Raw genomic sequence first — 14,545 nt, forward strand, 5'->3', positions numbered from 1 at the left:
GTGCTCAAATCAAGCTTTTCACCAAGAGTCAAGCAATATCCTCGAACGGATACTCCACTTCTAAGTCAACTTAACAATTTGATAATAAAAAATTAACGATTTATGACCATTATCATCATGATAATTGACAGGTTTTATATTAGATAAAGGTACAATTTTTTGCTTCACTAGGGGATATGAAAAGAAGGAAATTTTGGGGGAGACTAAAATGAGAGTTTTGCCTTTAATTTCTTCCATATTTCCCCAATATTTATACATCAAACTATTTAAACCAAAAACATGCGAACCAATAACTTTATATGGAGTGTTGATTTGCCCTTGTTTGAAGTATTTTTTTTGATAAAAAGCAAGCTCGCTTGCAATATTATAAGTATCCAGGGGTAAGATAATAGGCGTGTTATGAGTTTTATTTTCCAATTGTTGAGCAATGTTATAAACTTCCCGGGTAAAATTATTCCAAGGAATTACTTTTTCAAATAAAAAATGACTCATTTTTTCTGGTTTATCTGATAAAATACAATAAATAATACTACTATAAATAAAAACAATAATGACAGAAGTTATGGCCCAACCTTTACGAAAAGTCACACCGATTATTTGTTGATTATCAGTTATTAAAAGTGCAAACCACGGTATAATCGCTAGGAAGATAGGACCAATCCAATTCACTCTTATTCCATGAAATAAACTAAACAAGGAAAAAAATAAGAGTGGTACAATAACATAAATTTGAAAAAAGTATTTTGTTTTAATTGCTATAAATTTTTTCGAATAGTTTTGTGAAAATAAAATCCATGCACCTAAAATGCCAGTAGGAGTTAAAAACACCAGAACTAAACCAATTAATTCATGAAAAGAAAAAGAATAATAATCATGAAATCGTCGCGAGCTTTGGAATAAAAAGGATGCCCAATCATGAGTAGCATTCCAATAAATAACAGGTATAAAAATAATGAATGCTATGAGCGCACAACAATATGGTTCTTTACGCAAGAACCATTTTCGAGATGCTGGGTCGCCTATTAAATAGATTATTGTCGATAACCCTAACAGTACAATAGTATATTTTGAAAGAAGCCCTAAACCAAGCCACACTCCTGCCCAATACCAACTTTTATCTCTATCTAAAACAAGTGCTTGATAAAGATAATATAGGGTTGCTGACCAACTTAAAATAAGTGGAATATCAGGGGTAATAATTAAAGAGTGTATAAAAAAGAATGGCATTATGGATAGCAATACTACTGCATACAATCCTGCTTCCTTTCGTATTAATGTCGTTAATTTGAAGCTAAAGTAACAGGTTATAATCCAACAAGGAACACTAGCAAAGCGTACTCCCCATTCATTTACACCAAAAATTAAGGTCCCTAATTTAATTAAAACAGCAACCATAGGAGGATGATCAAGAAAACTAAAATCAAGATGGTTCGAATAATTCCAATAATAAGCTTCTTCAACTAATAAGTTAGTTTTGAACATAAAAAAAATTCGCAACAAAAAAAGAAGTAAGATTAAAATTAAAAAGAGATACGAAGATGAAGATCTACTATTGTTCATTAATTTTTAAATCCTTTTCCATTTTTGAGACGACTAAAACAAGCTCTCTTCTACAGGAGGTAGTTGTTGCTGATCATTGCTTGCATTATAAACAGGGGCAAGTTCCTCTTCTGCAGGCACTTCCTTGTTGCGAAAATATTCTATGATACCATTGGGTTGGTTAGGACGAGCCAGTAACCCACTATTGGGATCAATACGAACCGCAACTACATTTTCTGGTTGTTTCATTTCGCTTTCAGGTTTTCCTTTTAAGGCAACTTTCATAAAGTCAATCCATAAGGGAAGAGCAAGTCCTGCAGCATATTCGTGTAACGATTTAGGGTTATCAAAACCAATCCAGGTTGTTACCACAAGATCTGCATTAAAACCAGCGAACCAAGAATCAACCTGATCATTGGTTGTTCCTGTTTTACCCGCTATATCTTGGCGATTAAGCACTCTGGCTGCACGAGCAGTACCATGTTGAATCACATCTTTTAATGCGGTATTCATTAAAAAGGTAATATCTTCGGGCAAGACTCGTGGGGCTAAGGTAGAATGATCTACATTATTATCACAGTTGTTGCAAACAACAGTGGGTTTTGCTTGCAACAAAATCTTTCCATCGGCGTCCGTAATGTGATCGATAAGATAAGGTTCTATTTTATAGCCGCCGTTTGCAAAAACAGCATAAGCAGTGGTTAATTCCATGGGACTAATAGACAAGCTTCCTAATGCGAGTGATAAACCTTTAGGGAGCGTTTTTTTGTTAAACCCAAAACGAGTGAGGAAATCTATAGTGTAATTGATACCTATGTCATCAAGAATGCGTATCGATACTAAATTTTTAGATTGAACCAAAGCCTTTTTTAAGCGTGTTGGACCATTAAATTTTAGGTTTACATTATGAGGACGCCATAAGTTTGGTTGACTTGGATCATCAACAACAATAGGTGCATCATTAATTAGCGTTGCTAGAGTGTAACCACTATTTAATGCCGCAGCATAGACAAAAGGCTTAAAGCTGGAGCCAGGTTGCCTGCTTGATTGAGTTGCCCGGTTAAATTTACTTTTTTGAAAATTGAATCCACCTACTAGAACCTCTATGGCTCCATTTTTGGGGTTAAGTGCTACCATTGCTGATTCTGCCTCAGGAATTTGTGCTAATTCCCAATGCTCTTTTGTTGAATGGACATAAATAATATCTCCAACAGCAACCACTTGCATGGCTTTTACGGGTGCTTTTCCTACCCAGCCATTTTTAAGGGCTGGTCTAGCCCAGGACAAACCTACCCAAGGGATAAGTACAGTTCGTCCATCTTGTAACGTTGCGATAGCTTCTTTTTCGCGTACTTCGGTTACTACTGCTGGGGAAAGATGATTAAGCTCAGGATATTTCTCTAGGTTCTTTTGAATTTCGCGCAGCGAGTTACTGTCTTTTTCACCGATAGTAGCAATAGGTCCTCTATATCCATGGCGATGATCATAAGCAATCAAATTCTTTTCTACTACACTATTTGCTGTATTTTGCAGGTTTCCATCAATAGTAGTATAAACTTTATAACCTTTGGTATAAGCATCTGGGCCGAAATTGTCGTATAAGGATTGGCGAATCATTTCCGCAACATAAGGTGCTTTTACTTCAATAGGAGTACCATGGTACTTAGCCGTAATGGGCTGGTTAATCGCATTTTGATATTGTTCTTCATTGATATAATGTTCTTCCAATAAACGCTCTAACACATGGTCACGGCGTTTTTTAGCCGCCAGGGGATTTGCAACGGGATTTTGTGTTGAAGGTGCTTGTGGAAGGCCTGCAATCATAGCAAGCTCGGCTAAGTTTAACTCCTTGAGTGGTTTACCAAAATAAACCATTGCTGCGGCACCGACACCATAAGCGCGATTTCCTAAATAAATCCTATTGAGATAAAGTTCAAGGATCTTCTCTTTGCTTAATTCTCTGTCGATTTTTATAGCAAGCATAATCTCATTCAGTTTACGTAAAAATGTTTTTTTACGACTTAAAAAGAAGTTACGTGCTACTTGCATGGTAATTGTACTACCACCCTGAGATTTTGTGCCCGTTTTTATCATGCGAACTGCAGCACGGCCAAGGCCCATTACATCGACACCAGGATGTTCAAAAAAGCGTTGATCTTCTGTGGCTATTAAAGCATGAATCAGCATTGGTGGAATTTCATCATAAGTAACTGGGATACGCTTTTTTTCGCCATACTCCTGAATCAGCAAACCCTCTTTACTGAATATTTGTAAGGGCACTTGCAATTGTACCGTTTTCAATGAGTCTACATTAGGAAGTTGACTTTCAAGATAGAGGTATAAAAAACTACCTGCCACTAATAAAAGAAAAAGCAGGCTCATCAGCGCCCATAGACCTTTACGCCAGAAGTATGCCATTTTCATAGAGCTACACATTTATAAATGAAATTTGGCGGGTATTATACAGTGATTCTCTGTAAGATTGCGAGTTTTGTGCAAAAAAGAGGAATTTTATATACTGTTTCATTGAGTTTTTAGAAAAACTCAATGAAACAGATTATTGGGAGTTTGTAAGTCTAAATGAGTACTGATCATTTAATCTCAGTTTGAAGGGTGCGGCGTTGCGGTATCGGATTCTTCTAGAATATCTATTTCAGTAGATGTTTTCGGCTGAAAAAATGTTCCATTTCCCCTTTGTTGCAGAAAGAATGGAGATAAACTGCTGTAGAGTGGATAAGGAGGAAGTACACGTTTTGTTGGCTGAGAGGATTCTGCTTTTTGTTTTTTGAAGTTCTCAAATTCTAATTGGGTACTTTCTAATTCATCTTGAGCTTTCTTCAAATCACGACGTAACTCCTCAATCGTTTTTTCCTGTGCTTGATGAGTTTCTGTTTTTTGTTTTTTTAAACGCTGAAACTCTAATTGAAGTTTATGTGTTTCACTTTGTGATTCACCCAAATTGTAACGCAATTCCTCAATCGTTTTTTCCTGTGCTTGATGAGTTTCTATTTTTTGTTTTTTGAAGCGCTCAAATTCTATTTGGTGTTTCTGTGCTTCTTTTTGGTGTTTTTCTATAGTACGACGTAACTCCTCTTTAGATTTTTCCAAATCACGACGTAATCCTTCAACAGTTATTTCTTGCACTTGATTTTTTTCAGTGAGCTTGAACGTTTGAAGTGTTAATGCAGATTTCTCAGATTCTAAAGTAGATTTTTGTCGCTCTAAGGTAAATTTTTGGTCCTCTAAGTCCAATTTTTGCTGAGTTAGTGTCGATTTTTCATGCTCCAACGCAGATATTTCGAGTTCTAGTGTTCTTTTTTGAGCATCTAATCCAGAGTTTTGCAGCTCTAATGTAGATTTATCACTCTCTAATTCAGATACTTTGAGTTCTAAGGTTGTTTTTTGAGATTTTAACTCTAATTTTTGAGTCTTAAGCTCCGAAACTAATAGAGCATTCTGATATTCCATACATATAGCTGATGCAGCTTCTGCGATGTCTTCATCAGAAGAATCTTTGGATATATTAAATCTGTTTAAGGTTTCGTCAATTAAAAGTTCGCCTGAAGTACAAAAATAACCACCACCCATATAAGCGGTATTAATTAAGCCCTTGATTCCAATAGGTTCGATAGAGGTACAGGTTAGGTCATAGTTTTGAGTTTTTAATTTATTTAATAATTGTCGACAATCAATAAAAAATTGAGTTATTTGTCGTTGAAGTTTTTCTAATTCTTCAGAGGTAAATGGAACTTTTTGATTAAGGTTCGGTTTTAGGAAACTGATTTCATTTAATAAAAAGGTAAGATATTTTTCGCGATCAAGATAACCTGGTGTGCATTCTTTGATTGAACTGGTTAGTTTTTTGTCGAATTTCTCTTCCGGATTTTTTATTATATCAATCGCACATAGACGAGATAGTCTTTTTAGTTTAGTTTTATCCGGTTCAGTAACTAATCGAGTGGTATATGCTTGACTATCGTGATAGCGTACAATGACTGTTGCTAACGAATAAATTAAATCTTCTAATTGAGTCATACGAATCTCCTTGTTATAGCATAAATGTCAAATCCCCTGGCAAGTTGGCCTTTCACTATATTAAATGTTTTGATGAAGCGCAAGTTGGTTATAGAAGTAAAAATAACATTATATATTATGCATGATTACCTAAATTAAAGAATAAAATAGTATAATTTTTTAATAGGTTACGTTAACATCTTCATATATTCTATAAGGAGTGCTTGAATGTATGGACGATTCAAAGGAATAAAGAACATGCTCAAATTATTACATCCTCAGCATCGTTCAATTCTCGGAATAGACATAACATCTACAGCAGTCAAAATATTAGAAATTTCCGGTAAAAATGGTGAACTTATTGTTGAAAGTTATGGACGTGAAATGTTGCCACCCAATGCAATGGATGGAAATGTTATTAAGGATATTGATGCCGTCTCTCAATGTGTTAAAAAAACAGTTGACCGTTTGCATACCCCCTGTAAGCAAGCTGCCTTGGCAGTCCCAGATGCTGCGATAATTAGTAAAGTAATACAAATTAATGAAGGCTTAAATGATGAGGAGATGGAAGAGCTGATTGTTACCGAGGCTGATAAGTATATTCCTTATCCAATTGAGGAAATTAATCTTGATTTCGAAGTTTTAGGGCATTTTCAGAAAAATCCAAATCTACTCGATGTACTTATTGTTGCTTCTCGAGCAGAGAATGTGAATCAACGTGTTGGAATAGCTGCAGCTGCAGGCCTAGATACTGTGGTAGTTGATGTTGAGTCTTATGCAGTGGAGCGAGCTGCGCAACGAATTGCTCGAGATTTACCTGCACTTGGCCAAGATAAAACGATCGCTATTATTGATATTGGTGCCTGTTATACTCATTTATTCGTATTGCATGGTATGAAATTAGTTTATTCTCGAGAAGAAAAATTTGGTGATAAGCAATTAATTGAGTCAACTGCTGAACGCTATAAAATGACTTTAGAAGAAGTTACGGTTGCTAGGGATAAAGGCGAATTGCCATCTGATTATGAAACAGAGGTTTTAGAGCCTTTTAAAGAAAATATCTTATTACAGATTAAGAGAACACTGCAGTTTTTTTATTCTACGAACCAAGAAGGAGAAGTTGATCACATTCTATTGGCTGGAGGATTAGCCAGATTACCCGGATTAGTTGCATTGGTTAAAGACCGATTAGGAAAAACGACTACTATTGCTAATCCACTTTCATATATGACCCCAAGTAAAAAAATAAATTTGGATACTATAAATAATGATGCACCAGCACTTTTGGTGGCTTGCGGTCTGGCATTAAGAAATATAGAGTGACTCCATGACTCAAATTAATCTTCTTCCTTGGCGTGAGCAAAAGCGGGAACAAGAAAAAAAGTTGTTCATGGTTTTATTTTTCATGAGCATCGTGATTTCAGCATTTACTGTGTTTTTAATTAACTCTTATGCTACTAATTTAGTGAGTAATCAAATTGCTCGAAATCAAATGCTTCAAAATGAAATCTCTGCGATGAATAACCAATTAAATGAAATTAAAAGTTTGAAAAAAACTCGAGAAATGTTCATCTCTAGAATGTTTGTAGTTCAGAACTTGCAATCAACACGTACTTTAATGGTTCATTTATTTGATGAATTAATTAATGTAACCCCTTCTGGAATTTATTTAACTCGCATAGAAGGAAAAAATGATGTTCTTTCAGTCACTGGTTATACTGAATCGAATACTAATGTTTCAATCTTAATGAAAAATATAGAGAATAATGACTGGCTTCATTCTCCTGTTTTGACTGAAATTAAGAAGGGAGATAACAAAGAGGAACAGCCTGCCAATAGTGAATTTAAATTAAATTTTATACTTTCGCCTCAATTCCAGCTTGGGGTGATACGATGAATACGGTTAATCTCAGTGAATTAACCCTGGAAAATGTGGGACAATGGCCATTAGTAGTAAAAATTGGTGTGCTTTTAGGTACAAGCGCTCTCATTATTGCACTGGGATATTGGTTAATTATAAAAGATAATTTTATTCAGTTTGATACACTAAAAGAGCAAGAAACCACTTTAAAAGCAGATTTAGAAAGCAAGCAACGTCAATTATATAATTTACCAGCATATCGTGCTCAGTTACAAACTTTAGCTGGACGTTTTGCATCAGTGCTTAAACAGCTCCCGGAAAAAAATGAGATGCCTGGTTTACTCGAAGAAATTTCTAAGACAGGAGTTACATCGGGTTTAAGATTTGAGTTATTTGCCCCTCAGCCTGAGGTAGTACATGATTTTTATATTGAATTACCTATAAAAATTTCAGTAGTAGGGACTTATTTTCAATTGGCAATGTTTATAAGTCGAGTTGCTGAAATGACCCGAATTGTTACCTTACATGATTTCAGTATTGAAGGGGTGTCCTCCAAAGATCAGAAGGTTGTTTCAGAGGATGAATTGGTGATGAACATTACCGCTAAAATATATCGATATCGCGCACGATGATGAACAAAGAGCTTTGTTATATCTGTTTCATATCTTTATTTCTGGTTGCTTGCACCGATGATAATGAAGATTTAAGGAAATATATTGATGAAGTAAAACAGAGGAAAACGCGGCAAATTGAATCGCTTCCTTCATTTGCTCCGTTGCCCTCGTTTAAGTTTCCAGATAATAGCAATAGGCGTAGTCCATTTAAGCCCATGTCACAAAAAAAAGTGGTTGATGTAAATGCGCCTGATAAAAATAGACCGAAGCAACCTTTGGAAGCTTATCCTCTTGATGCATTAAAATTTGTAGGCACTTTGAAGCAAGACAATGAAATATGGGCGTTGATTAAACTACCAAATATGGGAATTACTTCAGTACGAATTGGGGATTATATGGGACAGAATTATGGTCGTATTGTTTTAATAAAGAATGATTCAATGGAATTAATAGAAACAACTCAAAGTTCAGGTAAATGGAAAACACATAGAACTAAAATTAAACTATATACCGGGAAGTAGGAGCTAAAGTGCAAAGAATAGTTGTTTTTTTAATTTTTATAGGAATGAGCTTAGGTATGGCTTTTGCCCAGAACTCACTAATGTCCGTAAAGGTAATTCCTTTACCACAGGAAAAGGTGCGTATCGATTTTGAGTTTGCTCATCCGATGAAACAACAACCATCAAGTTTTGTAACTCAAAATCCAGCTCGTATTGTTATTGATTTTGTAAATGTTAACTTACAATTACCTCCCGAGCAGAGAACAAAGAAAATTAAATTTGGCTCCTTGAATAATTATACTCTTGTAGCAGTCGGCTCTCGTGCCCGTGCTGTCTTAGATTTAAACTACCCTATACCTTATTTAGGCTCCGTCTCAGGTAGAGTTTATACGATTATTTTGAATGGAAAGAGCAATGAATTATTTCAATCCCCAAAAGAAGTTTTGGTAACAAATCGACCTGTCAAAACAAATTACGAAATCACCCACTTTGATTTTCGCGGGGTGGAGCGACAAGGTGGACGTGCAATAGTTGATGTTTCTAGTACCAGTATTCCAGTCGATGTAGAAGAACATGATACAGAGGTTGTTGTTAAATTTTTAAATACTAAGGTGCCGCAGAGCTTAAAAAAACGTTTTGATGTTTCAGATTTTCGCAGTCCGGTAAAATTGATAACCTTTCAACAAATAGGTAAAAATGCGCATATGACTTTATTTGGTGAAAGGTATTTTAGTCACAATATATACCAGGTAAATAAACAATTCATGGTTGATGTGATCCCATTGACTCAGGAAGAAATAGAACAAGCAAAATTGAAAAAAAAGGTATTTTCTGGGAGACGAATTTCCTTAAATTTCCAGAATATTAGCATACGAGCGGTATTGCAATTGCTTGCTGATTTTACGGGGATTAATATTGTTGCAAGCGATAGGGTTCAGGGTAATATTACTTTGAGATTAAATAATATTCCTTGGGATCAAGCTTTAGATATTATTTTAACAACACAAGGTTTGGCAAAGCGTCAAAATGGAAATGTGATGGTGATTGATACTCAAAAGTCGTTTAGCGACATGGAGGAACAACAACTTAAGAGTCAAAATAAAATTCAAAAACTAGAGCCAGTGCGTTCTGAATTAATTCAAATTAATTATGCCAAAGCAACTGACCTCGCCATTTTAATTAAAGACAAGCAAAACTCCCTTTTATCAGACAAGGGTAGAGTTAGTGTGGATACACGGACTAATACTATATGGATTCAAGATACTGGTACTCGGGTAGATGAGGTCAGAAAATTAATTAAGGAATTAGATGTTCCTGTCAAACAGGTGCTTATCGAAGCGCGTATTGTTCAGGTGACTAAAGATTTTGCTCAGGATTTAGGCATTCGCTGGGGTGTGTCTAAGCCACAACATTTAAGCGGTACCTTAGCTGGAGCAAATCCAGCTACTGTTGGGATCGCTTTAGCCCAACTGGGTAATAATATTTTGCTTGATTTAGAGCTTTCTGCTTTAGAAAGTGAAGGACTAGCAGAGTTAATTTCTAGCCCAAAGTTGATTACAGCAAACCAACAACCTGCTGTAATTGAATCAGGTCAGGAAGTTCCATATCAAGAAGCAACTTCTAGTGGTGCAACCGCAGTGGCTTTTAAAAAGGCGGTATTGAGTTTAAATGTAACTCCACAAATTACTCCTGACAACAAAGTTCTCATGGCTTTAAAGATAAATCAAGATGTTGTATTACGTCTCGAAACGTATAATGGTGTTCCAGCAATTGCAACCAAAGAAATTCAAACAAATGTTTTAGTGAGCAATGGACAAACTATTGTACTTGGTGGTATTTATCAACAAGATAAAAGCAAGACGATTGTTCGAGTGCCTTTTTTTGGTCAATTGCCTGTAGTAGGAAACTTATTCAAAAATACACAAATTGGAATTAAAAATGATGAACTACTGATTTTTATTACTCCTAAAATAATAACCAATTCATTATCCATTACAACAATTGAGGGAATAAAACCTGTGCGGTTTGATGAAAAATAGAGTATTCCAACCTCTATTTAGAGATTAAGCGTGAGCTTAGATTTATAATTAACGTGAGTTCGACATAAAAGGCATAAACCTGCCTTTTATGTCGCTAAACGAACGTTATCCCGTAAAGCTTGCCCCCAGTGAAAGCGGGGATGTGTAGCATTTATACGGGATCCAGATCCAAATAAAAACAGTTCGATATAAAAAATTAGTTTCTTTTTTATATCGAACTTACGTTAATTAAAGTAACGTAGGCTTAAGTTTTTTAAGAAGGTGATATAATCATTAAAAATGAGTCTTCTCATTACGAGTCCAACTGCTTTTTTTAGGATAATAATAAATGATTAAACGTAAATGGTTATAAAATATGTTCATTTGTTGTAGAATAACGTTCGAGAATTTTTACTACGAGAGGTACAGTTAGGATTGAGAGTCAATAACCTTCAATTTTTGGTGTGCAATGATGATATCTCCGTATTGATATCGAAGCAGGTTATTTAGAATCCCATCTTTGAATTAATGATATTAAAGTTAAAGAGGTATGTGATAAAAAATGAGCATAGTTAAAGTACGAAATATTTTTCTCATCGGGCCTATGGGTGCTGGCAAAAGCACAATAGGTCGTGCTTTGGCAAAGGAGCTCAAGTTAGAATTTTTTGATTCGGATGAAGTTATTGAGGAACGTGCTGGTGCTGATATATCCTGGATTTTTGATATTGAGGGTGAAGAAGGCTTCAGGCGCCGTGAACAAAAAGTTATTGATGAGTTAACTCAAAAAACCAACATTGTTTTAGCAACTGGCGGTGGTGTTGTAATCACTCCTGAAAACAGAAATGCACTAGCAGGACGTGGAACTGTAATCTATCTTAAAACTTCGCTACAGCAACAGTTTGAAAGAACTAAGCGAGATACTAAGCGTCCTTTACTGCAAACGAATGATCTTGAAGGAAGATTAGAATTACTAAGAGATGAGCGAGAGCCTTTTTACAATGAGTTAGCTGATGTTAGTTTTGAAACTGATAAGTTAACAGTTAAAGCAGTTGCAAATAATATTATAAAATATATTTATGGCGAACTTTGAAGTTTATGATCAGGTTGATGTTTGTTTAACTGAGCATCAATATCCTATTATTATTTGTCGAAATGGTTTGCAAAATTTGAACTTTTTGCAAACCTTGGTGATTTCTTCTCAGGTTTTGATTGTTACAAATCAAACCATTGCCTCGCTTTATTTAAAGCAAATAAAAACTGCTTTTGCTGCAGTTCAATGTGATGTGGTGATTTTAGAAGATGGTGAGCAATATAAGAATCAACAAAGTTTATTTGCTATTTATGATGCATTAATACAAAACAAACATCATAGAGATACTACGATCATCGCTTTAGGTGGAGGCGTAGTTGGTGATATGGCGGGGTTTGCAGCATCAACTTACCAACGAGGAGTTAAGTTTGTACAAATTCCAACCACTTTATTGGCACAAATCGACGCTTCTATTGGTGGAAAAACGGGAATTAATCATCCTTTAGGCAAAAACATGATTGGTAGTTTTTATCAACCCCAAGCAGTAGTTGTTGATTTAGCTACCTTAGCTTCGCTTCCGGAAAGAGAGTTTCGTGCTGGTATTGCTGAAATGATCAAGTATGGGCTACTTGCCGGCGGTGAGTTTTATAAACAGTTGTGTGTTGCATTACACATGGGATTAACCGCTCACAGCCCGCAATTACCCCAATTAGTCGCGACATGCTGTAAAATTAAATCTCAATTTGTTCAAAATGATGAAAAAGAATCAGGTCAACGTGCATTGCTAAATCTTGGTCATACTTTTGCTCATGCATTAGAAGCCTACACCCATTACCAACAATGGCTACATGGTGAAGCAGTTGCAATAGGTATATATTGTGCAGCGGTTTTGTCTTATAAAATGAAGTTGATCAATGAGCAATTGGTAGAGCAAATTGAGCAAATATTGGAATGTGCAGGCTTGCCTCATAAAATTCCAAGCACGATCAACCTGAAAAAACTTATAGATTTAATGCGTTTGGATAAAAAAGTTAAAAATAATCGATTACGCTTTGTATTGATTAAAAATCCTGGTAATTGTTATCTTGAAGCTAGAATCACAGAAGATAGTTTGTATCATGTACTTGTTGCGGCTGTAAGAGGAGAATAAAAAATGACAGAGGGAATGATTCAGTCTGAAGTAAAGGCTGGAAGCCAACCACGAGGATTATTTAAACCTGGATCTTGGCTGGCAAAAATTGACTTTATTAATCATTTGATTCTTTTTAACAACGTACTTGTTACCGTATTATCCGAAAAAGAGGGGGGTAAAACCTCATTTGGCACTTTGCTACAAAATAATCTGGATCAACAAATCAAATTAGCTTCCATAGCGATCAAACCTCCTTATCATAAAGAAAATTTAATAAAGGAAGTTGCGTTTCAATTACAGCTTAGCCACGATGAAAATACAGATATAATCTCAATAGTGAAACAGATTAATGAGCAAAAGTCACATGTATTATTGTTGATTGATGATGCACAGTATTTGCCTGATGATTTAATTCAGGAAGTTTTACTTACGATAAAGAGTCAAGAGGATTATAGTTTTTTTCATGTATGTTTTCTCTCAGATTATTCGATTGTTGCATCATTAAATCATTTAAGCACCGCTTTAGGTGATAATTTAATTCATACTATAGACTTAGGCGCATTAAATGAAAACGAAGCAAGAACTTATGTATTGCAGCGTGCTATGACATCACACTTAATTAGTAAACCACTGAGTGACGCACAATTTAAACAATTTTATCAATTAACAAAAGGAAATCTGGCAAAAATTAACAATGATTTGGAGCCATTTGTACACCAATGCAGTACTCCTAAGAAAAAAGATGTGCTTAAAGCAGTAAAAAAAATAGGGATTGCAGCAAGTACCGTACTTGTTGCCGGTTTTTTAGGGTTTTATTTGTCTCAATCCTTTGATTTTTCATTATCTTCTCACGAGACCGTTGTTGCTCCTGAGCAAAACGAAAAGGTACAAACAATCGTTATGAAGCTACCGGAACTACCTGAAAAATTAGAGAGTTCTATTGCTTCTTGGCAAGATTCTTCTACTCGGCAATTAGTTTATTCTTCCTTACCTAAAAAGGAAGTTTTAGAGGATCCAGAAGATGATATGCCCAGTGATACTAAGGCAATTGTGGATAAGGTTGTTATAATTCCCAAATTATCAGCAAAAAATTTGATCGCAGAAAAACCTAAAATGCCAGTTAGGCATATTCCAGAATCGAAATTGATAAGCGTTTCATCAAAAAAACAAATTAAAGTAGCTACACCTTCAGTTAAAAAATCCAACCATAAATCAGTTACTCATCTTTATACAATTCAATTAACTGCCAGTCATGATAAAAAACACATTGAGCGTTTTCGCAATAGTAATAAATTACTTGCTCAACATTCTAAATTAAGACGCGTTACCAATTCAAAAGGCGTTTGGTATGTGCTCACCTTAGGCGAATATCAAAATAAAGCCCAAGCCCAACAACGTGTCAGCAAGTTACCAACAAGTTTGGCAAAGTTGCATCCTTGGGTTAGACCAGTATCCAGCTTTGGATAAACAATTTATCCTCAACTCCCTTCGCTTGTCGTTTTCCGACTTAATTATTAAATTAATGGATACACCCAATGAGCAAGTAAAATTCGAATTATATAACAAGAGCATAAAAAGAGATGAAGCATGGATGGCTATAGCATTGAGCCATCCTACCATGAGTAATAGGGAACTGATTGAAATAGGAATGTATTTACGCTTGGATTACTCGGATTTACTTGATCTCGCAATCATGTTGGGAGATAGCCCCAAAAATTTAGAACTATTAAAGATACTTTCCGAACAAGAACCCTATTCAAACACGCTCTTTGAAAATTACTCCTTAAGAATACAAAGATCAGCCCTAGCTGGACATATTTAGACCCTTTGCTTTTGT

General features: G+C 35.3%; 12 protein-coding genes. 9 read left to right on the top strand and 3 right to left on the bottom strand.

The window, feature by feature from the left end; genetic code table 11:
• Positions 1-60: 60 nt before the first annotated feature.
• The 3 genes from Lgra_RS14800 to Lgra_RS14810 all read right to left on the bottom strand — a co-directional run bounded on the left by Lgra_RS14800 (position 61) and on the right by Lgra_RS14810 (position 5,574).
• On the bottom strand, positions 61-1,560 hold the full coding sequence (locus Lgra_RS14800) for a glycosyltransferase family 39 protein (protein ID WP_058500033.1): 1,500 nt from the start codon (positions 1,558-1,560) through the stop codon (positions 61-63).
• 33 nt (positions 1,561-1,593) lie between these two features.
• Positions 1,594-3,963: a penicillin-binding protein 1A gene (locus Lgra_RS14805; protein ID WP_058500034.1), complete on the bottom strand. Its 2,370-nt coding sequence runs from the start codon at positions 3,961-3,963 to the stop codon at positions 1,594-1,596.
• Positions 3,964-4,140: 177 nt separating this feature from the next.
• A complete protein-coding gene (locus tag Lgra_RS14810; RefSeq protein WP_058500035.1) occupies positions 4,141-5,574 on the bottom strand; it encodes a coiled-coil domain-containing protein in 1,434 nt (477 codons plus the stop codon).
• A 237-nt stretch (positions 5,575-5,811) separates the two neighbouring features.
• On the opposite strand from Lgra_RS14810, the gene pilM reads away from it, so the two are divergent.
• The 9 genes from pilM (at position 5,812) to Lgra_RS14855 (ending at position 14,530) form a co-directional block, all read left to right on the top strand.
• Positions 5,812-6,876: a type IV pilus assembly protein PilM gene (pilM, locus tag Lgra_RS14815; protein ID WP_058500339.1), complete on the top strand. Its 1,065-nt coding sequence runs from the start codon at positions 5,812-5,814 to the stop codon at positions 6,874-6,876.
• Positions 6,877-6,880: 4 nt separating this feature from the next.
• Entirely contained in the window at positions 6,881-7,450 is a 570-nt protein-coding gene (locus Lgra_RS14820) for a PilN domain-containing protein (protein ID WP_058500036.1), read from the top strand.
• Positions 7,447-8,046: a type IV pilus inner membrane component PilO gene (locus Lgra_RS14825; RefSeq protein WP_058500037.1), complete on the top strand. Its 600-nt coding sequence runs from the start codon at positions 7,447-7,449 to the stop codon at positions 8,044-8,046. Before Lgra_RS14820 ends, Lgra_RS14825 begins: the two co-directional genes overlap by 4 nt.
• Entirely contained in the window at positions 8,043-8,549 is a 507-nt protein-coding gene (locus tag Lgra_RS14830) for a pilus assembly protein PilP (protein ID WP_058500038.1), read from the top strand. The genes Lgra_RS14825 and Lgra_RS14830 overlap by 4 nt, the downstream gene beginning before the upstream one ends.
• Before the next feature lie 8 nt (positions 8,550-8,557).
• Complete coding sequence (locus tag Lgra_RS14835; protein WP_058500039.1) at positions 8,558-10,567, top strand: type IV pilus secretin PilQ; 2,010 nt, start codon at positions 8,558-8,560, stop codon at positions 10,565-10,567.
• A 541-nt stretch (positions 10,568-11,108) separates the two neighbouring features.
• A complete protein-coding gene (gene aroK / locus Lgra_RS14840) occupies positions 11,109-11,636 on the top strand; it encodes a shikimate kinase AroK (RefSeq protein WP_058500040.1) in 528 nt (175 codons plus the stop codon).
• A complete protein-coding gene (gene aroB / locus Lgra_RS14845; protein ID WP_058500041.1) occupies positions 11,623-12,726 on the top strand; it encodes a 3-dehydroquinate synthase in 1,104 nt (367 codons plus the stop codon). The genes aroK and aroB overlap by 14 nt, the downstream gene beginning before the upstream one ends.
• A gap of 3 nt (positions 12,727-12,729) precedes the next feature.
• A complete protein-coding gene (locus tag Lgra_RS14850; RefSeq protein ID WP_058500042.1) occupies positions 12,730-14,175 on the top strand; it encodes an ATP-binding protein in 1,446 nt (481 codons plus the stop codon).
• Positions 14,168-14,530 carry a hypothetical protein gene (locus Lgra_RS14855; protein WP_058500043.1) on the top strand — a complete coding sequence of 121 codons (363 nt, stop codon included), beginning with the start codon at positions 14,168-14,170 and terminating at the stop codon, positions 14,528-14,530. The genes Lgra_RS14850 and Lgra_RS14855 overlap by 8 nt, the downstream gene beginning before the upstream one ends.
• Positions 14,531-14,545 lie beyond the last annotated feature (15 nt).

Origin of the sequence: Legionella gratiana, assembly GCF_001467695.1 — a bacterium.
GTDB classification, from domain to species: domain Bacteria; phylum Pseudomonadota; class Gammaproteobacteria; order Legionellales; family Legionellaceae; genus Legionella; species Legionella gratiana.